This window comes from Myxococcus sp. MH1 (genome assembly GCF_059738865.1).
Genome location: NZ_AP026947.1, coordinates 396,928 through 416,522, shown reverse-complemented (window position 1 = coordinate 416,522; position 19,595 = coordinate 396,928). Strand labels below are relative to the sequence as shown.

14 protein-coding genes are annotated in these 19,595 nt (G+C 70.8%); 9 read left to right on the top strand and 5 right to left on the bottom strand.

What is annotated here, in order from left to right; all coding sequences use genetic code 11:
- Positions 1-57: 57 nt before the first annotated feature.
- Positions 58-1,215 (bottom strand): RtcB family protein, encoded by a 1,158-nt coding sequence (locus AC6JA9_RS01660; protein ID WP_426748468.1) that lies wholly within the window; start codon positions 1,213-1,215, stop codon positions 58-60.
- Positions 1,212-1,601, bottom strand: a complete 390-nt coding sequence (locus AC6JA9_RS01655) for a ribosome-binding factor A (protein WP_223751849.1) — start codon at positions 1,599-1,601, stop codon at positions 1,212-1,214. The genes AC6JA9_RS01660 and AC6JA9_RS01655 overlap by 4 nt, the downstream gene beginning before the upstream one ends.
- Before the next feature lie 570 nt (positions 1,602-2,171).
- On the opposite strand from AC6JA9_RS01655, the gene AC6JA9_RS01650 reads away from it, so the two are divergent.
- The 8 genes from AC6JA9_RS01650 (at position 2,172) to AC6JA9_RS01615 (ending at position 12,676) form a co-directional block, all read left to right on the top strand.
- Complete coding sequence (locus AC6JA9_RS01650) at positions 2,172-3,563, top strand: dihydrolipoyl dehydrogenase family protein (RefSeq protein ID WP_223751850.1); 1,392 nt, start codon at positions 2,172-2,174, stop codon at positions 3,561-3,563.
- 432 nt (positions 3,564-3,995) lie between these two features.
- Positions 3,996-5,258, top strand: a complete 1,263-nt coding sequence (locus AC6JA9_RS01645; protein ID WP_223751851.1) for a glycosyltransferase family 87 protein — start codon at positions 3,996-3,998, stop codon at positions 5,256-5,258.
- Between the two features lie 82 nt (positions 5,259-5,340).
- Positions 5,341-6,117: an energy transducer TonB gene (locus tag AC6JA9_RS01640; RefSeq protein WP_305070718.1), complete on the top strand. Its 777-nt coding sequence runs from the start codon at positions 5,341-5,343 to the stop codon at positions 6,115-6,117.
- A gap of 44 nt (positions 6,118-6,161) precedes the next feature.
- Complete coding sequence (locus AC6JA9_RS01635) at positions 6,162-6,914, top strand: MotA/TolQ/ExbB proton channel family protein (protein WP_223782151.1); 753 nt, start codon at positions 6,162-6,164, stop codon at positions 6,912-6,914.
- Entirely contained in the window at positions 6,898-7,305 is a 408-nt protein-coding gene (locus AC6JA9_RS01630) for an ExbD/TolR family protein (RefSeq protein WP_141324144.1), read from the top strand. The genes AC6JA9_RS01635 and AC6JA9_RS01630 overlap by 17 nt, the downstream gene beginning before the upstream one ends.
- A gap of 9 nt (positions 7,306-7,314) precedes the next feature.
- Positions 7,315-7,740, top strand: coding sequence for an ExbD/TolR family protein (locus AC6JA9_RS01625; protein WP_141324143.1), 426 nt, complete (start codon positions 7,315-7,317; stop codon positions 7,738-7,740).
- 365 nt (positions 7,741-8,105) lie between these two features.
- Positions 8,106-11,270 (top strand): TonB-dependent receptor domain-containing protein, encoded by a 3,165-nt coding sequence (locus AC6JA9_RS01620; protein WP_497960614.1) that lies wholly within the window; start codon positions 8,106-8,108, stop codon positions 11,268-11,270.
- A 26-nt stretch (positions 11,271-11,296) separates the two neighbouring features.
- A complete protein-coding gene (locus AC6JA9_RS01615) occupies positions 11,297-12,676 on the top strand; it encodes a beta-helix domain-containing protein (protein ID WP_497958987.1) in 1,380 nt (459 codons plus the stop codon).
- Between the two features lie 174 nt (positions 12,677-12,850).
- On the opposite strand, the gene AC6JA9_RS01610 is transcribed toward AC6JA9_RS01615, so the two are convergent.
- The 3 genes from AC6JA9_RS01610 to AC6JA9_RS01600 form a co-directional block, all read right to left on the bottom strand.
- Positions 12,851-13,369, bottom strand: coding sequence for a hypothetical protein (locus AC6JA9_RS01610; protein ID WP_223751853.1), 519 nt, complete (start codon positions 13,367-13,369; stop codon positions 12,851-12,853).
- Between the two features lie 156 nt (positions 13,370-13,525).
- Positions 13,526-14,632, bottom strand: a complete 1,107-nt coding sequence (locus AC6JA9_RS01605) for a metallophosphoesterase family protein (RefSeq protein ID WP_223751854.1) — start codon at positions 14,630-14,632, stop codon at positions 13,526-13,528.
- Positions 14,633-14,810: 178 nt separating this feature from the next.
- Positions 14,811-16,184, bottom strand: coding sequence for a hypothetical protein (locus AC6JA9_RS01600; RefSeq protein WP_223782148.1), 1,374 nt, complete (start codon positions 16,182-16,184; stop codon positions 14,811-14,813).
- A gap of 449 nt (positions 16,185-16,633) precedes the next feature.
- On the opposite strand from AC6JA9_RS01600, the gene AC6JA9_RS01595 reads away from it, so the two are divergent.
- The gene (locus AC6JA9_RS01595; protein ID WP_497958986.1) at positions 16,634-19,462 is read left to right on the top strand and encodes a protein kinase domain-containing protein; all 2,829 of its coding nucleotides are present in this window, start codon (positions 16,634-16,636) and stop codon (positions 19,460-19,462) included.
- The last annotated feature ends 133 nt before the right edge of the window (positions 19,463-19,595 follow it).

Genomic DNA, 19,595 nt, shown 5'->3' with positions numbered 1-19,595 from the left:
CGGGTGTATCGGCGGAGCCCGGCGCTGGCCTGCCACCGGGCCCCGTTCCGGGGTGTTTCAGCCCTTGAGGACGGCGATGGGCGTCAGCCGGCGCACGGGGGTGACGAGGTCGGCCTCGTCCTCGAGCACCTCGGCGATGTCCCGGTAGGCGGCGGGGGCCTCCTCCACCAGGGAGTCGGCCTTCCCGGCGTCATGCACCACGCGGCGCAGGGCGTGCTCCAGGGCGGCGGGACGGATTCGGGCCCGCGCCTCCGTCCGGGAGAGGACACGTCCGGCGCCGTGGGAGCAGGAGCGGAACGAGCGGGGCTCGCCCAGGCCCTCCACCACATAGGAGGCGGTGCCCATGGAGCCGGGGATGAGGCCTCGCTGTCCGGCCTCCAGGCCCACCGCGCCCTTGCGGTGGACCCAGAGCGTGCGGCCGAAGTGCTCCTCCGGGGCCACGTGGTTGTGGTGGACGTCCACGGTGGCGTCGGCGTCGGGGGTGATGCCGAGCACGTCGGACAGCACCTCCAGCGCGCGGGCGGCGAGCACGTCGCGGTTGGCACGGGCGAAGCGGCACGCCCATTGGGTGTCCGCGAGGCACGCGGCGCCCTCGGGGGTGTGCAGGCTCAGGCCCGGCAGCGTGCCCTCCCCGAGCGCCGTGGCGACGCGGAGGTGGTGGTCGGCGATGGTGGCGCCCACGCCCCGCGAGCCGGAGTGCAGGAGCAACCACAGGTCGCCGCCCGCGTCCCGGTCCAGCTCGACGAAGTGGTTGCCTCCGCCGAGCGTGCCCAGGTGCCGGGGCGCCAGTCGCGCCCACTCGCGGCCCAGTCGCTGGGTGGAGAGCGGGGGTGACTCCAGCTCGACGGGCAGCGCGAGCCCCCTGCCCCGGTGCGTGGCGTCTCCCACCGGGATGACCCGGGACAGACGCGTGAGCAGCGACTCCAGCAGGTCTCGACCGAGCAGCGCGGCGGGATACGCGAAGCGGTACGCGCGCACGCCGCAGCCCAGGTCTCCTCCGAGCGCGCCGGGCACGATGTGATGCCCGGTGGCGAACACGGAGCCCACCGCGATGCGCCGCGCGACGTGGAGGTCCGGCATCGCGGCCACGTGCTCGACGACATAGGGCTGGGACGCGATGAGGCGCAGCTGCTCCTCCGCGCCCGGTGGCAGACGGCGCGTCCACGCGAGGATGGGCACGCCCCCGGGCTCGGCGGGGAGGACGCGCGGGCTCATCGCGCACCTCCCTGCTCCGTGACACCGATGAACGTGAAGCGCAGCCGTGGGATGCGCTTGAGATTCAGGTGCTCGGCGAGCAGCGAGCGCAGATAGCCGTGGGTCCTGGCCAGCGCGTCCTGCACTTCACGAGGACTGGCCTCGGATTCGGGCGTGAGGGTGTAGCCGATGTGGATGAGGCGACCGTCCGGTGTCAGCTCGAACGACGCGAGCTGGAGTCCCTCGAAGCAAGGGTCCGACAGCTCCGAGCGGAAGAGGTGCGCCACCTCATGGGACAGCGAGGACTGCACGCGCAGGTGATGCGCGGAGAGGATTTCGGAGGACGACGATGAAGCACCCTCACGCCGACGCGGCGCGCGGGAACGACGGTTCCTGGAAGAAGACATGAGTGGACGAAAGGATTCCCAGCCGGGCCACGCGCGACGAGGTGTCGGGGCTCACGCTCCCGAGCACACCCGTGTCACGTCGCCGGATTGCACGGTGACAATGGCTTCACGCCCTGCCGTCCCGTCCGGGAACCGGCCTGCTTCGTCCCACCTGGCCGCGAGGGCCGACGAGGAAGCGGGGCTCAGTCTCCGAGGGAGGCGCACGACGCGAAGCGACCCGAGACACCGTTGAGCGCAGTCCCCATGGCACACCTCCCGCCGCGCACGGACGCATCCGCCACGGACCTGACTGGGTTCACGTCTCACGCGAGGAGGCGCTCATCGCCGGCCCGCGTTCCACGGCGGACGCGGACGAGGACGTGGCCGCCGTCCTGACAGCGGTGCTCGACATCCTCGCGGGGCGGGGCCGTCGTCTCCTGGCGGACAGCGCACGGCGCGGGACTCCCAAGGGCGCCGCGCGGATGTCCGGTGGTGGCCATCGCCTCTTTCCACCATCCGACGAGGAGCCCCCGGTGGGATTGGCCCACCCGCACCTTGCTGCCTACGCAGCAGGAGCGCGAGGGCGAACACATGGCGGAAGTCTTCGATGTGGTGGTGATTGGTGGTGGGCCCACGGGCGAGAACGCGGGAGCGCGAGCCGCCGCGGCCGGGTTGTCGGTGGCCCTGGTGGAGCACGAGCTGCTCGGCGGTGAGTGCTCGTACTGGGCCTGCATCCCGAGCAAGGCGCTGCTGCGTCCGGCAGACGCGCTGTGGCTGGCGAAGCAGGTGCCCGGCGTGCGGGAGACCCTCAAGGGTCCGCTGGTGGCCAGCGCGGTGCTCGAGCACCGCGACGCGATGGTCGGCTACTACAAGGACGACTCGCAGGTGAAGTGGGCGGAGGGCGCGAAGCTGAAGGTGGTGCGTGGCCACGGCAAGCTCGCGGGCCCACGCAAGGTGCGCGTGGAAGCGAAGGACGGCGGCGTGCGCGAGCTGGAGGCGAAGCGCGCGGTGGTGCTGGCCACCGGCAGCCGGCCTCGCATCCCGGACATCCCGGGGCTGAAGGAGGCGCGGCCCTGGGACAACCGCGAGGGCACGGCGGCGAAGCAGGTGCCCCAGCGACTGTTGGTGCTGGGCGGCGGCGTGGTCGCGGCGGAGCTGGCGCAGGCATGGCGCTCGCTCGGCGCGGAGGTGACGCTGGTGGAGCGTGGCAAGGCGCTCCTGTCCCGCTTCGAGCCCTTCGTGGGCGAGCAGGTGGAGCATGCGCTGCGCGAGGACGGCGTGAAGGTGGTGAAGGGGGCCACCGTCACGAACGTGAGCCGGCCTGGGGGACAGGGCGAGGTGACGGTGAAGCTGTCGACGGGCGAGGAGCTCCGCGCGGACGCGCTCCTGGTGGGCATGGGCCGCGTGCCCCGCACGGACGAGCTGGGGCTGGAGACGGTGGGGCTGAAGCCCGGCGAGACGGTGCAGGTGGACGACCAGCTTCGCGCGAAGGGCGTGGAGGGAGGGTGGCTCTATGCCTGCGGAGACGTGAACGGGCGAAATCTGCTGACACACATGGGCAAGTACCAGGCGCGCCTGGTGGGCGACGTCATCGCGGGGAAGAAGGCGAGCGCGTGGGCCGACACGAAGGCCACGCCGCAGGTCATCTTCACGCACCCGCAGGTGGCCAGCGTGGGGCTCACCGAGGTGAAGGCCCGCGAGAAGGGGCTGCCCGTGCGCACGGTGCAGTACGATTTGGGCAAGGTGTCGGGCACGTCGCTGCTCGGCGAGAAGCTGGGCGGCACCGCGAAGCTGGTGGTGGACGAGAAGCGGCGCGTCGTCCTGGGCGCGACCTTCACCGGCCCGGAGGTGGGCGAGATGCTGCACGCGGCCACCATCGCCGTCGCGGGTGAGGTGTCGCTCGACACGCTCTGGCACGCGGTGCCGTCGTTCCCCACCATGAGCGAGGTGTGGCTGCGGCTGCTCGAGGAGTACGGGCTGTAGCGTGTCGACGGCGGTCGTCGCCCGCACGCATGTCTGACTTTGCGTCCGGGCGACCCATCCCAGACAACACCCCCGCGCGCCCTCCGCGCGGGCGGGCCGTCATCGCCCGTGAGACATGACGTCGAGCGCCCGCACGCTCCCTGGCCAGGCTCATGTGCCGCCAGGTCAGTGAAACACCTCCCTCCACGCCAGGCCCACACCGCCGGACACCGCGTGCCGGAGATGGCCCCCTGCCCGTGGAGCCCGCCCCCTCCTCCACGCACAGGCCGTTGCCGGGCAGGGCCCCGGCGTGAAATGGTGAACACCTCCCCCGCCCTTCATTCCCGCGATGAACGTCGATGCCCTGGGGCCGTGCCGACACCACGGCCTTCCCCGCCCATGGCCCTCACCTCGCGTGAATGGGCCCGTCCACCCGACCCGGAGCCTGGCCCCGTGACGACCTCGTCCCAGTCCGCGAGTGCGCTCAGCGAGCCCTCCAGCCAGACGACCTACACCACCACCCGGTGGGCCCGCTGGCTGTGGTGGCTGGTGCTCGCCGTGCTCCTCGTCGCCGCCGTCGCCGTGGGCCAGCACCCCCGCCGGGGCGTGGACTTCCGCGTCTACCTCACCGCGGCCGAGCGCTTCATCGAGGGCACTGACCTCTACCGCGTCTCCGACGGCACCATGCCGTTCAAGTACGCGCCCATCACCGCGCCCCTCTTCATCCCCTTCTCCCTGCTGCCCTCGCGCATGGCCGTGGCGCTGTGGAACGTGGGCTCCATCCTCGCGCTCATCGCCGTGGCCCGGCTCACCCGCCGCGCCCCCCATGGCGCAGGCGAAGCGCCCCCCTGGTCCTGGGGGCCCCCGCTCGCCACCATCGCCCTGCTCCCCGCCTTCACCTTCGAGCTGTTCTACGGCCAGGTCGACGTCGTCATGCTCCTGCTCGTCGTCGTCTCGGCCCTGGGCGCCGAGCGCGGACAGGTGTGGCGCCCCGGCGCGGCCTTCGCCGTGGCCTTCCTGCTCAAGCCCCCCGCGGCCCTCATCGGCCTGTTCTTCCTGTGGCGCCGGCACTGGAAGGTCATCGGCGCCACCGCCGTGTTCGGCGCGCTCCTCTGCCTGCCCACCCTGGCGCGCTATGGCTGGGACGGCACGCTCGCCCAGTTCCAGCTGTGGAGCGAGACGCTCGCGCGCACCACGCCGCCCTGGGTGCTCAGCACCAACGCGCAGGGCCTGCCCACGCTGTTCATCTCCCTGTTCTACCCGGGCTCGCTCGAGACGCCCCCCGGCGCCACCATCACCCTGGCGCAGCTGGTCGCCCTCACCGTGTTCCTGGTGGGCGTGGCGTGGGCCCGGCCCGGTCCCGCGGACCTGTTGGCCCTGTGCTGCCTGGGCGTGACGCTCCTGTCACCTTTGGCGTGGCGGGCCAACTACGTGCTCGCGTGGCCCCTGGTGCGCGCGGCCACCGAGGGGCGCGCGCGCGGCAACCTCACCCTGGTCGCGGTGATCGCCTTCATCGGCACCGTGTTCTCCGACAAGGGCCTGGGGTTCGACTGGTCGCATCATGTGATGCTGATGCGCCCCTTCGCCCTCATCTACACCGCGTTGCTGATCGCCACGCTGTGGCAGGTGCGCAAGCAGGGCTCGCTGTCGGCCATGACGCCCGGTGACACTCTCGCCCGTCTGCCGCGCACCCTGCGTGGCATGCGGGCGTCGTGACGCTTCCGTCATCTTCCTGGCCTGAAAGTGTCACGGGGTCCGGACACCCCTGAAACATGGCGTCGCTATATGCGCGTCAGCCATGTTCGAAACGTTCGACAGCGCCTCCGATGTCGCCTCGGCGCGAAGGTTCGCGCTCTCCACTTCGGCGTCCGTCGCCGTCTTCGTGCTCATCGGCGTCGTGGTGGTCTCCGCCGCCGACAAGGTCCGTGAGGTCATCCAGGAGAAGAAGGGCACGGACGTCGTCTTCCGTCCGCCCCCGCCTCCCGTCGTCGAGGTGAAGCCGCCTCCGCCCCCGCCTCCCGCGCCGCCGCCCAAGGCCAAGCTGCCGCCCAAGGCCGCGCCGCCCGCCGTGGCCAAGGCGCCCCCTCCCGCCGCCCCGCTCGTCGCGCCCGCCGCCATCGTCGCGCCGCAGGCGGTGCCGCTCGAGAAGCCGCCCGAGGCCGCCACGGAGACCGTGGCCGCCGCGCCCATCGCCGTCGGAGGCACGGGCGCGCTGGTGCCCGGCGGCGTGGTGGGTGGCACGGGCACGGGCACGGGACTCGCGGGAGGTGGCGGCCGCGCGGCCCCCATCAACCTGCCCGAGTCGGCCACGCCGCCCGAGCCGCTCGAGTCCAACCTCATCCCCGAATACCCCTCCGACGCGCGCTCACGCGGTCAGGAGGGCATGGTCATCCTCAAGGGCGTCGTCGAGGTGGATGGCCGCGTCACCCAGCTCAAGGTCATGCGCGGTGACGAGCCGTTCGCCAGCGCGGCGATGTCCGCGGTGCGCACGTGGCGCTTCAAGCCCGCCGTCGTCGAGGGCCGCCCCACGGCGGTCTTCCGCATCTTCAAGGTTCCTTTCCGTCTCAAGTCGTAGGTCGTCTGTCTCACCCCGCACCTGCCCCCCAGGAGCACCTCGTCATGAACTTCAATCTTCGGGACATCTACAACCACATGGGCGTGTTCGCCCTGGGCATCGCCTGGACGCTGATGCTCTTCGCCGTCGCGTCCCTGGCGGTGTTCTTCGAGCGTCTGTTCGTGTTCTTCCGCTCGCGCAGCAGGTCGCGCGTCTTCGCCGCCCGCGCCGGCCAGCTCCTCCTGCAGCAGCAGCACGAGGCGCTGGTGAAGGAGGCGGAGGGCACCAAGGGCAGCCACCTGGCCATGCTGCTCGGCGGTGGCATGAAGACCTTCCTCGCCAAGTCCAAGCTGCCCGCGGGCAAGCTGGGCCCGGTGGAGCTCACCCGCCGCGAGCTGGTGCGCATCAACGAGCGCGTCAGCGCGGACGTGCGGCGCGGGATGTCCGTGCTCGCCACGGTGGGCTCGGTGGCGCCGTTCGTCGGGCTGCTCGGCACGGTGGTCGGCATCATCGAGGCCTTCTCCGGCATCGCCAAGGAGGGCTCCGGCGGCCTGGGCGCGGTGTCCGCGGGTATCGCCGAGGCGCTCGTCGTCACGGCGCTGGGCCTGCTCGTCGCCATCCCCGCGGTGCTGATGTTCAACTTCCTGTCGACGCGCGCGGACTCGCTCCAGCTGTCGCTGGATGCGGCGCGCAGCGAGCTGATGGACCACCTGGAGGACATGTCCACGGACAAGCGCCCGGGCGCCAACAACGGCGCCGTGGCCACGGGCCCGGAGACGGTGGCGCGCCGGGAGGGGCTCGATGTCCGCCCGGCGTAGCAGCCTCACCCCGGAGATGAACGTCACGCCGCTGGTCGACGTGGTGCTCGTCCTCCTCATCATCTTCATGGTGGTGACGCCGCAGATCGAGTCGGGCGCGTCCGTGGAGCTGCCCGCCGCCACGAACCCGGACAAGGAGAACAAGGAGCTGGAGCCCACCACGGTGAGCCTGGCCACCAACGGGTTCTTCTACCTGGACCGCAAGGAGCTCAAGAAGGACGCGCTCATGGTGGAGCTCAAGGCGCTGCGCGAAGAGAAGCCGGACTCGCCCGTGGTGCTCAAGGCGGACCGCGGCGTGCGCTACTCCGAGGTGCGCGGGCTCTTCAAGAGCATGCAGGAGATGGGCTTTCCGGGCATCAACCTCCAGGTCGTCGAGAAGAAGGGCCCGTAGGAGCACGCCATGGCATTCGACCTCGGTGGAGCCAAGGGCGGCCTTCGCCCCTCGATGAACGTGACGCCGCTGGTGGACGTGGTGCTCGTCCTCCTCATCATCTTCATGGTCGTCACGCCGCTGATGACCAAGCAGATGTGGATGACGGTGCCGGCCAAGCCGGACAAGGAGGACACCACGCCTCCGCCTCCGGACGCGCTGCCGCCGGTGGTGCTCACGGTGGACCGCGCGGGCGTGCTGCGCATCAACCGGGAAGAGGTGCCGAGGGACCAGGTGGTCACCCGGCTCCAGCGCATGCTCAACGCGCGCCCGGACAAAATCGTGTTCTTCGACGCGGGCGACGACGTGCCCTACGGCGCCGCCATGGAAGTGCTGGACCTCGCCCGGGGAGGCAATCTCACCGTGGGCGTGCTGCCTGACAAGCTCGCGGACTGAGTCTTCCGCGCGGCGGCGGGTCGTGACCTCGAGTTTGCGATCCGCCGCCTGAATCGTCACAAGCCATCCATTCCAATGCCATCCGTATCGCGTTGTTTACGGCGCGACCGTTGGCAAGGAGAGTCGTGTTGTCTCCCGCAAGCTTTTCGCGCGCCCTCGTGGCGGCGCTCACCCTCATCACCACCCCCGCGTTCTCGCGGATGAACGGCCAGGAGCCCGTCGCTCCCGCCGTGGCGGCCCTCGGTCAAACCCCTTCCACCCCCGGCGGGGAAAGCACGCCGTCCGGGACGGAGACGCAGGTCGTCCCGCCCGTGACGGACCCCAACGCGCCCCCGTCGGAGGAGCTGCGCCCCTCGGCGCCCGGCATGGCGCTCGCGCCCGACGGAACGAAGCAATCACAGACACCTCCGCCCTCACCCGCGCCGAACACGCCGCAGTCTGGTGCCACGCAGGCTCCCGCCACCGCGCAGCCGGGCGCCACACAGGCTCCCGCCGCCGTGCAGCCGAATGGCTCGCAGCAGGGCTCCACCGCACAGCCGGACGGCTCGCAGCCGGGCGCCATGCAAGCTCCCGGCACGGTGAGGCCGAATGGCTCGCAGCCGGGCGCCACGCAGGCTCCCGCCACCGTGCAGCCTGATGGCGCGCAGGCTCCCGCCACCGTGCAGACGCCGGGTGCCACGCAGCCCGATGGCGCGCAGACTCCGAGCGCCGCGCAGCCGGACGGCTCGCAGCCTCCCGCCACCGTGCAGACGCCGGGCGCCGAGGAAGTCCCGACCGAGGGCATCGCGACCGACGAAGCCGTGACGGCCGAGGACGAGGCGATGATGGCCGAAGCCTCCGAGCCTCCCGCGGGCTTCACGGGCGTCTACGGCAAGGTCGTCGACGAGACGAACCAGGAGGGCCTCATCGAGGCCACCGTGAAGGTCGTCACGGGCGCGCAGAAGCAGGCGCTCACGGACCTGGACGGCAACTACCGGCTCGCGCTCCCCCCCGGCAAGTACGACCTGCGCGTCTTCTACGACGTGTACCAGGGCCGCCGAATCACGGGCGTCATCGTCACCCAGGGCAAGGCGACCAAGCTGGACGTCGCGCTCAGCGCCGACGTGGGCGCCGTGCAGGAGGTCGTCGTCGAGGCCCGCGCGGACCGCCGCGCCGAGGGCGCCCTGCTCCAGGAGCGCAAGAAGGCCGCCGCCGTCTCCGACGCCATCAGCGCCCAGGAGATCTCCCGCACCCCCGACTCCAGCGCCTCCGACGCCGTCAAGCGCGTGGTCAGCGCCACCGTCGTCGATGGCCGCTACGTCCTCCTGCGCGGCCTGGGCGGCCGCTATACCACCACCCTGCTCAACGGCGCGCTCCTGCCCAGCCCCGAGCCCGACGAGCCCAGCGTCCCGCTGGACCTCTTCCCCACGTCCCTGCTCGCCAACCTCAACGTGGTCAAGAGCTACACCGCCGACCTGCCCGGCTCCTTCGGCGGCGGCACGCTGCTCATCGAGACCAACACCTACCCCAGCCAGTTCGAGTTCAAGCCGCGCATCACCTTCGGCGGCGACACCGAGTCCACCTTCCAGGGTCGCAACGCCCAGCGCGGCGGCGGCGCCATGGAGTTCCTCGGCTTCCCCGGCGACACCCGCCGCCTGCCCGCAGCCATCCCCACCGACCACGCCCTGGGCAACGGCGGCGAGTCGCGCGAGGAGCTGACCCGCCAGTGGAACAGCTTCAACAACGTGTGGAACGCGCGCCGCACCACCGCGCTGCCGAACATGGGCCTGAGCGCGTCGCTCGGCGACACGCTGCGCTTCGAGAACAAGCGCCTGGGCTACCTGGCCACCGTCAACTACGGCCACCGCGAGAACACCCAGCGCACCCAGTACACCAAGGCCGCGTATGACCTGCGCGGCGACTTCGTCAGCTACGACGACGCCCAGACGCAGCTGGGCACCGAGGTCGCCAACCTGAGCGGCCTGGCCAGCGTGGGCTACCAGTTGGACCGCGACAACGAGCTGACCCTCTTCAGCCTCTACACCCGCGGCACCGAGACGCGCACCACCACCAGCGACGGCGTGGATTCGCTCAAGGGCGACCTCTACCAGGGCAGCCGCCTGCAGTTCATCGTCCGGCAGCTGTCCTTCAACCAGCTGCGCGGCTTCCACCGCATCGGCCTGTTCGGCGACTCGGAGGTGGACTGGCAGGCCAACTTCTCCCGCGTGGACCGCGACGAGCCGGACACCCGCGACTCGCTCTACAGCGACAACCTGGGCAACCCCTCCGGCGGCATGTCCTTCCCCAACCAGGCCAACAGCGGCGAGCGCTTCTTCGCCGACCTGGGCGAGACGTCCTTCGGCGGCAGCCTCAACGTCACCGTGCCCTTCAGCGACGTGCGCGTGAAGGTGGGCGGCCTCACCCAGCTGTCCTTCCGCGACTTCCGCGCCCGCCGCTTCCGCTACAGCCTCAGCCCCAACTCGGACGTGGACCGCTTCCTGCCGCCCGAGGTGCTCTTCAGCAGCGACTACCTGGGCAACGGCATGCGCATCCAGGAGAGCACCCGTCCGGACTCGGACGCGTATGACGCGTCGCTGGGCATCTTCGCCGGCTACGTCACCGCGGACGTCACCCCCACCGAGTCCCTGCGCCTGGTGGGCGGCGTGCGCCTGGAGAGCTCGCGCCAGGAGCTGGTCGCGCTCAACCAGTTCACCGACGTGGAGGCGTCCCGCAACGACGTCAACTACCTGGACTGGCTGCCGTCGCTCAACGCCATCTACGCGCTCACCCCCACGGTGAACCTGCGCGCCGGCTACAGCTACACGCTGGCGCGGCCGTCCTTCCGGGAGCTGGCGCCCTTCTCGTTCTACGACTTCGTGCGCCGCCGCAACATCTCCGGCAACCCGGACCTGGTGCAGACGCGCATCCACAACGTGGACGCCCGCGTCGAGTGGTTCGCCGGGGAGAACGAGGTCCTCGCCGCCAGCGCCTTCTACAAGCGCTTCCAGAACCCCATCGAGCGCGTCATCAACTCCGTGGGCTCCGGCGACATGAACTTCGAGAACACGCCGGCCGCCAACACCTACGGCCTGGAGCTGGAGGCGCGCGCGTCGCTGGGGCGCCTCACCCCCACCCTGCAGCCGGTGAAGGTGGGCGCCAACCTCACGCTCATCCAGTCCGAAATCGACCTGGGCAACGTGCAGGGCCTGCAGACCAATTCCAAGCGCCCGCTGCAGGGCCAGTCGCCCTACGTCATCAACGTCAACCTCGGGTACGAGCGGCAGCAGAGCGGCACGGAAGTGGCGCTGCTCTACAACGTGTACGGCCGCCGCATCGCCGAGGTGGGCACGGACAACCTGCCGGACGTCTACGAGCAGCCCTTCCACCGCGTGGACCTGGCCGTCACGCAGAAGCTCACCGAGGCGACGCAGCTGAAGCTGACCGCGTCCAACCTCCTCAACTCCCGCATCAAGTTGCAGCAGGGCGACATCGCCCTCGTCGAGTTCCGCCCGGGCCTCGCGTTCTCCGCGTCGCTGGGCCTCTCCCTGTAGTTCCCCTCCCGAAAGGAAGTCTCGTCATGAAGCGCTTGTTCGCCTCCCTCTTCATCATGTCCAGCCTGGTGGTTGGTGCCGCCGGCTGCGGCGACGACGACAAGAAGGACCCGCCTCCCACCAACCCTGAGCCCACCAACCCGGAGACGGTGGAGGTCTCCCAGGACATCACCGCGGACACCACCTGGAAGGCGGGCAACACCTACGTGCTGAAGAAGTACGTCTTCGTCAACAGCGGCACGCTCACCATCGAGGCGGGCGCCACGGTGAAGGGTGAGACGGGCAGCGCGCTCATCATCACCCGCAACGCGCGCATCAACGCGGTGGGCACGGCGGACAAGCCCATCGTCTTCACGTCCTCCAAGGCGGAAGGACAGCGCGAGGCGGGCGACTGGGGCGGCGTGGTGCTGCTGGGCAAGGCGCGGCTGAACGTCTCCGGCGGTGAGACCACCGTCGAGGGCTTCTTCGCCACCAGCGGCAACGAGCAGACGAAGTACGGCGGCCAGGACGACGCGCACAGCTGCGGCACGCTGAAGTACGCGCGCATCGAGTTCGCCGGCTTCGAGCTGGCGCCGAACAACGAGCTCAACGGCCTCACCGTGGGCGGCTGCGGCTCCGCGACGGACATCGACTACGTGCAGGTCCACCTGGGCCTGGACGACGGCATCGAGATGTTCGGTGGCACCGCGCCCCTCAAGCACATCGTCATCACGCAGGCGGACGACGACGCGCTGGACTACGACCTGGGCTACACGGGCAAGGTGCAGTTCCTGGTGGTGCAGCAGAGCCCGCGCGTGGGCGACCGCGGCATCGAGGCGTCCAGCCACAAGACGACGCCGACGCAGGAGCCCATCAGCGCGCCGGAGATCTGGAACGCGACGTTCATCGGCTCCAACGCGGACCCGGGTGGCAACCCCTCGCAGGAGGGCCTGGTGTTCAACACCGGCGCCGGCATCCGCCTGCGCAACGCGGTGGTCGCGTACTTCAAGGACCAGGCGGTGGACGTGGACGGCGAGGCCTCCGCGGCGCTGTTCAACGAGGCCGGTGACTCGCGGCTGTCCATCCGCAACACCTTCTTCTGGGACAACGCGAACCTGACGGACACCATCCCGTTCGCGCCGAACCCGAAGGTGGAGGGCGGCGTGACGGTGGACCCGGACGTGAGCCGCTTCAACGAGGCGGAGAAGATCCTGGTCGCCGCCAACGGCGTGAAGGTGCAGGACCCGCAGCTGACGGACGCGACGAACCTGACGGCGCCGAACTTCCTGCCGAAGACGGGCTCGCCGCTGCTCAACCCGGACAACGCGGCCACGCCGGGCGCGGGCTTCGACACCAGCGCTCGCTTCGTGGGCGCGTTCGGTACGACCAACTGGATGGCTGGCTGGACGGCGTTCCCGCAGAACTGAGTCGTCTCGGGTGTACCCGCCCGGCGTCCGTGCGTTGAGCGCGGAGGTCGGGCGGTCTCGTGGCCCGGCGCGGGTCTCTTCCGGAGGGGGGCTCCGGGAAGGCCTCGCGTCCGGGCCGCGGTTTTTCAAGGCAGTGGGTGCTGCCCTCCTCCGTGTGACGCGACTTCCCTCGCGCTACGCGGAGGGCAGCACGCCGTTGCCCTCGTGGGCGATGGCCAGGGACTCGGCGGTGGCGCCCTCGGAGAAGAGGGACGCGCCCTGCGCGGGACGCGCCTTGGGGGGGCGGCCCCGGCGCTTCGGCGCGTTCTCCTCGTTGCCGTTCGCCGCGGCCACCGGCTCCGAGGTGGCGCCCTCCGACTTCGGCCCCTTGCGCACCGGACGCGGCAGGTGGATGGCGTCCAGCTTCGTGGCCAGCTCCGGGTTCTCCTCGGAGAACACCCGCGCGTAGGCCAGCGCGCGCTGGCCCTTCTGCAGCAGCGCGTCCTGGCTCTCCTGCAGCCCCTGGCGCGCCGCCTCCAGCGCCGCCTGCGCCTGGGCCACCGCCTCCGCCTTCGCTCGCACCTGCGCCGCGGCGTCGTCCAGCACGTCCCCGCTCATGTCCGGGAAGCGCACCTCCGCCAGCTCCGTGGTGAACAGCTCGAGCAGCGCACGCAGCGCCGGGGAAATGGGGTCGTTCTCGTTCGAATCGAACATGGCGGGCCTCCTGGCTCCTCGCGGTAGGGCCGCCATCTGCTCACGTGTTCAGTGTCAGATCAAGAGGGTACGCTGCGAGGCCGGATTGTCGGCCCCGCGCGCGTTTCCTCCCACACACCGCCGGCTGACGCTTCGTTCAGTGCCGACGTTCCGGCGTCAGTCCACGCGCACCAGGGCCGCCTCGCGCAGCCCCTCGTTCGCGCCGACGTCCACCGCGAGGTAGTGACGGCCCACCCCATCGAAGGTCTCCGGAATCGCGCCGCCTCCTCCGGAGATGAAGGCCGGGATGCCCGCGTTGGTGAACGAGTAGTACGAGTGGATGTGGCCATAGAGCGTGAGGTCCACGCCCTCGCGCGCGAGCTTGCCGACCAGGCTCGCGGACTCGCCGCGGTTCGCGAAGCCGCCGCCGCGCAGGCCCACCGGGTCCTGGGGCGGCACGTGCATCGACACCACGTGCGTGCCGTGTCGCGACGACGCGAGCCACCCGTCGAGCTGCTCCTCCACGATGGGGTCCAGCGTGCCGTTGCTCGAGTCCACCACGGTGAAGCGCACGCCCTGGAAGACGAAGCTCTGGTTGCCCCGGCCCACGAGCGCCGTGTACTCCTCCGCGTCCTTCGAGAAGGTCTCGTGGTTGCCGAGCGTCGCGTACAGCGGGATGGGCGAGCCCGCCTCCAGGCGCTCCTGGAACTCCAGCAGCTGCTCGCGCGTGCCGTTCTCGGTCAGGTCTCCGGAGAAGAGGATGAAGCGCAGCGTGGGGTCCTTCGACAGGCGCGCGTAGATGTCTCCCACCCGAGGCAGCGCCTCCTGTACGTCCGCCAGCGCCGCGAAGCGGAACGGCTCCGCGGAGTCCCAGCCCGGCGGCGCGACGTGCAGCTTCGCCACGGCGCCGGCGCGCAAGCCCACGCGCCAGGCCTTCACGGTGCGAATCGACTGGGGCACGGGCTCCACCGCGAGCAGCTCGCCGTCCTCCAGCTCCGCGACGAGCCGCGCGTCCGGCATCGCGTTGCGGACCGTGATGAGCCAGTTCGTCGTCGCGCTCGCGTCCAGCGTGGCGCGCGCGGTGAAGACCGGGGCGTTGCCCCACAACGTCACGCCTCCGGACTCCACGCCGCGCACCGCCGCGAGCCCGTCCTCCACCACGAGCGAGAGTCCACCGCCCTCCGCCTGCCCGACCTTCAGGTCGCGCATCGCGCGGTTCTCCGCAGGACGCAGACACCCCGCCAGCAACAGCGCCGACACCACGCCCACGCTTCCGAGCCGCATCACAGCGCTCCTCCCTGACCCGACACGCCGACACCACGCGTCCTCGCGCCCTGCTTCGCGGCGCGACTCCCATGCAGCGTCAGCGCGGACATGAGAGACCGAGGCCTCGCCACTTCGGTCCTCTCCCGCGTCCGCTCACGACGTCCCGACGCGGAGTCGGTACACATGCGCTCGTGCATCACAGGTCACCTCCGAACGCGTAGATGAGCGACAGGCGTCCGACGAGCGCTCCACCCGCCTGCGCCTCCGCGGCCACGCCCCACGCGTCCGTCAGCAGCACGCGCCCGCGCAGACCGAAGTTGCCCACCACGCCTCCGCCCAACGAGCGCACTCCGCCCGCGAAGTCATCCTTGCGATGGTCGTAGTACAGCATCGCCTCACCCCTGAACGGCCCGCCTCCGCGCCCCAGCCACACGCCGTAGCCAAAGGTGAAGAGCAACTGCGTGTGCAGGTTCCCGTCGTCCACCGGGCCGAAGTACGTGTAGCCCTGCATCGACATGCCCAGGCTCACCTCGGCGAACGAGCCCGCCAGGGACGGGCTCACCCGCGCCATCGCGTAGCGGCCTCGCAGCCCCACGTCTCCGCCGATGACGGCGAAGCCCTCCGTGGGGAAGCGGTGGAACAACCCCACCAGCTCCGCGTCCAGCGAGGACCCGTCCGAGCCTTCGAGCCTGCGCTCCGACACCCCGAGCAACCGATACGCCCCGCCCACCCGCACCTGCGTGTTGCCCTCGTCCGGCGCCAACCTCGCGGTGGCCCGGAGCTGCACCTCGTCGAAGCGCGCCACCGCGCCCAACGACACGAAGTGGTCGTAGTCGAACGACGTGTCGCTCACGTACTGGTAGCCCATCTCCAGCTCCAGCGGCGGCAACGACGGTGGAGGCACCCCCGGGTCGAACGCCGGCGACGCCACCGAGTACAGGTTCGCGAGCGCCGAGATGCCGAACACGCTGAAGCCCGCCAGCGTCACCGCGTACAGCGGCGCGATGGTCTTCCGCGACGCACCCGTGAGCGCGATGGGCACGCCGCCCAACGCGATGAGCCCCAGCCCCGTGCCCTCCAACGCGAACAGCCGCTTCGCCGTGTGCCCATCCCCCGCCACCGCCGGCGCCAACCCGTGGAACAAGAGCCCCGGCACCACCGACACCACCGCGGGCAGCACCTTGAACTCGCGCGGCTCGGCCGTCGACGGCGCGGGCATCAGCGTCAACGCGCCCTCGCTCGGCGCCACCGGGGATCCGCTCTCCAGGTCCCTGTCGGTCAAGACCCTGAGCGGGAAGTCCGACTCGCCTTCGAGGTGCTCGTCCGGGGAGGACGTCTGCGCCTCGGGAGGCTCCACCCCCGGCCGCATCGCGGGCCCCACCGTGACGCGACCTGGCAGGTCCCTCGGGATGTCCGACCCGCCCAGCTCCGGACTCCGGGCGAGCAGATCGAACGCGGAGGGTCTCACCGCCTCCAGCTCCTGCGCCCGCCCACGCATCGGCAACGCGAGCAATGCGCCCATCACCACCAGGGCAAGGGGCCTCGAGCGGGAGGACAGCTCGGACAACATCGGCGTCGCCTCGTTTCTCCGGAAGAAGGCCGACCGCCCTCCACCACCGGCCCGCGCGGCCGTGCCGGCCTACATAACCGCCCTTCCCCCGCGCGCGCCGGACACGTCCGTGAAGAAATGTGAAGCGACCCGACAGACTCGGGCGCGGCTCCCACAACCCTCTGGAATCACGGCGACTCTTCGCCACAATCCCCCGGACCCCGGATTATCCCCCGACCGCGACGAATCATTCTGAGACCCCCAGCCCCCTCAGTCCGAGAGCTGTCACACCCCCGCGACAGGCCACCCGGGCGAGGTGAGGGATGACTCAGGTCTCGGTTTTCCACCAGGCCCCGAGGCACGGAACACCCTGGTGACGCGTTCGCATGCGACTGGAGCCCGTTCCGGGACTTTCAATGGAACAAGAGTATGCTTGGTGTTTCACGACGACCTGACCTGGCCTTGTAAACGTGGCGGAATCCCCCCCTCAGCAGTTCGGCAAGTACGTCCTTCTTTCGAAGATTGCCGCGGGCGGCATGGCCGTCACCTACCGCGCCCGGATGACGGGGGCCGCGGGCGTCACGAAGCCTTGCGTCATCAAGCAGATCCTCCCCCACTTCGTGGACGAGGCGGACTTCGTCGAGATGTTCATCGGCGAGGCGCGGCTGGTGGCCAGCATGAGCCACAGCAACATCGCGCAGGTCTTCGACTTCGGCGAGGTGGGCGGCCAGTACTTCATCGCCATGGAGCTGGTGCAGGGCCAGCCCTTGTCCAAGGTGCTGCGCCGCGCGCAGCGCGCGGGCATGGGGTTCTTCCCGGAGCCGCTCGCGCTGCATGTGGCCAGCAAGCTGTGTGACGGCCTGGACTACGCGCACCGCCACGTGGGCGAGGACGGCGTGGAGATGGGCCTGGTGCACCGGGACGTCTCGCCCGACAACGTCCTCATCTCCTACGAGGGCGAGGTCAAGGTCATCGACTTCGGCATCGCCAAGGCCACCAGCGCCGTGGAGGCGAAGACGTCTCCGGGCACGCTCAAGGGCAAGTACCCGTACTTCTCCCCGGAGCAGGCGCAGGGCCGGCAGGACCTGGACGCCCGCACGGACGTGTACGCGGCGGGCGTGGTGCTCTACGAGATGGTGTGCGGCAAGCGCCCCTACGAGGGCGAGTTCGTCACCGTCCTGCCGCGCATCCTCACGGGGGACTGTCTGCCGCCGTCGGCGAACAACCCGACGGTGAGCCCGGACTTGGAGACGGTCATCGGCAACGCGATGGCCATCGACCGGGAGGCGCGCTACCAGACGGCGAAGGAGCTGAGCGAGTCGCTGGTGGAGCTGCTCTACCGCGACAACCCGCGCTTCACGCCGACGATGCTGTCGCAGCTCATGGCGTACCTCTTCGCCGAGGAGCTGATGGCGGAGGGGCGCAAGGCGGAGGTGACGCCCGCCTTCAAGGAGCAGGTCGCGCTGTGGCAGGCGGGCATCGTGGAGCCGTCGCAGGGCCGGGCCCGGCCCCTGTCGTCGGGGAGCGTGTCGCGGCCCTCGAGCCCCGGCATGCGCTCCAGGCCCGGCAGCGAGGGAGGCGCGCGGCCCCCGAGTGACGGCGCGCGACGCTCCGCGCCGGGCAGCAACCCCGACATGCGCAAGGTGTCGAGCGCGGGTGGACGCCGTGCGACGAACACCGGCATCCCGCGCGCGGAGACCACCGGCGCGGGCCGCAAGTCCGGCTCCTACGAGCGCCCCGGTCCGCCCGTCCCGGAGCTTCCGGACGAGCCCGCCACGGACGCGGGCATCGACATCCTCAAGACGTACGTGCCCACGGTGGTCCCCGCCGCCGTGGCCGCGATGGGCGACGACCCCCGGGACACGCCGGTGGAAATTCCCGTCGTCACCGCGCAGGCGGTGGCGCCGCAGCCCTCGGGTTCGGCGCGCACGTATACGGGGACGGGGTTCCGCACCGCGGCGGACGAGGCTCGCGAGAAGCTGGCCCGCGAGGAGGCCGAGCGCGGGGCGAAGCGGCAGAAGGACATGCGGACGATGACCCTCTACATGTTCGGGTCCGCCATCGTCCTGCTGTTCGTCGCGCTCTTCTACCACTTCGTCATCAAGTCCGACCCGCCCCCGGAGGCGGTGGCGGTCCACACCACCACGCTGCGAATCACGTCCACGCCCGCGGGCGCCAGCGTGAACCTCAACGGCAAGGACGTGCCGGGCAAGACGCCCGTGACGCTGGACGGCGTGCGCGTGGGCGAGGCCAACACCCTGGCGCTCACGATGCCCGGGTATTCGACGTGGATCCGCCGCTTCACCCCGGCGTCGGTGTTGCTGGAGCCGATGAACGCGGAGCTGGAGGCGCTCAAGCCTCCGGAGCCCGCGCCCGTCGCGGTGGCGCCCGTGGACGACAAGGCGGATGACGACGTCGTGTCCCTCGTCGGGGCCGAGCAGGATGGCGGCGGCGCGGCGACGGACGACGCGGGCACGGTGGCCGTGGCGGCGGAGGGCAAGCCCGCCGAGCAGCCGCAGGCCGCGGTCGAGAAGATGACCGCGTCGCAGCGGGCACTTCATGAGGTGGACTACCCCACGCGGCTGTTGGTGCTGCGGCCCCAGTACAACGCGGCGCCCATCCCCGAGTACTCGACGGCCTCCATCGACCTGAACCCCTCGCTGTCCTACTCGGTGTGGACGCAGGGCAGCGCGTCGCTGGCCGAGGGCCGGGGGACCGCGTCGGGGACGCTGGTGTACTTCATCGAGGGCGAGGGCCCGGCGGACTCGAGCTTCGGGTTGTTGAGCGCGTCCACGCGGACCATCAAGAACGCGCGCAGGCTGCATGTGTTCGCGGTGGATGACAATGGGCCGGAGGACAACAGCGGCACGGTGCGCGTGAACCTCCGGCAGTCCGCGTATGTGCCGCCGCGCTCGCTCACGTTCGACGCGAAGGAGCACGCCGTGCAGCTCAAGCCCGAGCACCAGGTGGTGCTGCGCGGCCTGAATCCGCGCGCGACGTACCTGTTCACGGTGCGCGACGACTTCGCGGAGGTGCGCCCGGGGGCGAATGGGCGCATCCAGCAGATGCTGTGCGTCGAGCGGGGCACGGAGCCGGCCTCGGTGCGCGCCACCCATCGCATCCTCGAGACGGGCAAGCGCTACCAGATCACCGACACCGAGGACCTGCGCTGCTTCTTCCCGGACGTGAAGCGCGAGGACAACCAGGGCGCGCTCGAGGTGGACATCGTCGATGCCACGGCGATGACGCGCAAGGAGCGCGCCGCCGCGCTCAAGGGCTCGCGCCGCTCGGAGCGGTAGTCAGGCCCAGTCGGAACGGACGCTTCTCGCGAGCGGCGTCCTCCTCGTGGCGCCGCCATCCAGGGAGGTCGGCCGCGCGGAGAGGCGGTGGACTCGGACGACAGACACGCGGGCCCCGGCTTCGCTCGCTCAC

Coding starts and splice junctions, on each gene's coding strand:
- AC6JA9_RS01600 (WP_223782148.1), bottom strand. CDS start 16,184: ATGTTGTCCGAGCTGTCCTCCCGCTCGAGGCCCCTTGCCCTGGTGGTG.
- AC6JA9_RS01635 (WP_223782151.1), top strand. CDS start 6,162: ATGAACTTCAATCTTCGGGACATCTACAACCACATGGGCGTGTTCGCC.
- AC6JA9_RS01615 (WP_497958987.1), top strand. CDS start 11,297: ATGAAGCGCTTGTTCGCCTCCCTCTTCATCATGTCCAGCCTGGTGGTT.
- AC6JA9_RS01640 (WP_305070718.1), top strand. CDS start 5,341: ATGTTCGAAACGTTCGACAGCGCCTCCGATGTCGCCTCGGCGCGAAGG.
- AC6JA9_RS01610 (WP_223751853.1), bottom strand. CDS start 13,369: ATGTTCGATTCGAACGAGAACGACCCCATTTCCCCGGCGCTGCGTGCG.
- AC6JA9_RS01630 (WP_141324144.1), top strand. CDS start 6,898: ATGTCCGCCCGGCGTAGCAGCCTCACCCCGGAGATGAACGTCACGCCG.
- AC6JA9_RS01655 (WP_223751849.1), bottom strand. CDS start 1,601: ATGTCTTCTTCCAGGAACCGTCGTTCCCGCGCGCCGCGTCGGCGTGAG.
- AC6JA9_RS01605 (WP_223751854.1), bottom strand. CDS start 14,632: ATGCGGCTCGGAAGCGTGGGCGTGGTGTCGGCGCTGTTGCTGGCGGGG.
- AC6JA9_RS01660 (WP_426748468.1), bottom strand. CDS start 1,215: ATGAGCCCGCGCGTCCTCCCCGCCGAGCCCGGGGGCGTGCCCATCCTC.
- AC6JA9_RS01625 (WP_141324143.1), top strand. CDS start 7,315: ATGGCATTCGACCTCGGTGGAGCCAAGGGCGGCCTTCGCCCCTCGATG.
- AC6JA9_RS01650 (WP_223751850.1), top strand. CDS start 2,172: ATGGCGGAAGTCTTCGATGTGGTGGTGATTGGTGGTGGGCCCACGGGC.
- AC6JA9_RS01620 (WP_497960614.1), top strand. CDS start 8,106: ATGGCGCTCGCGCCCGACGGAACGAAGCAATCACAGACACCTCCGCCC.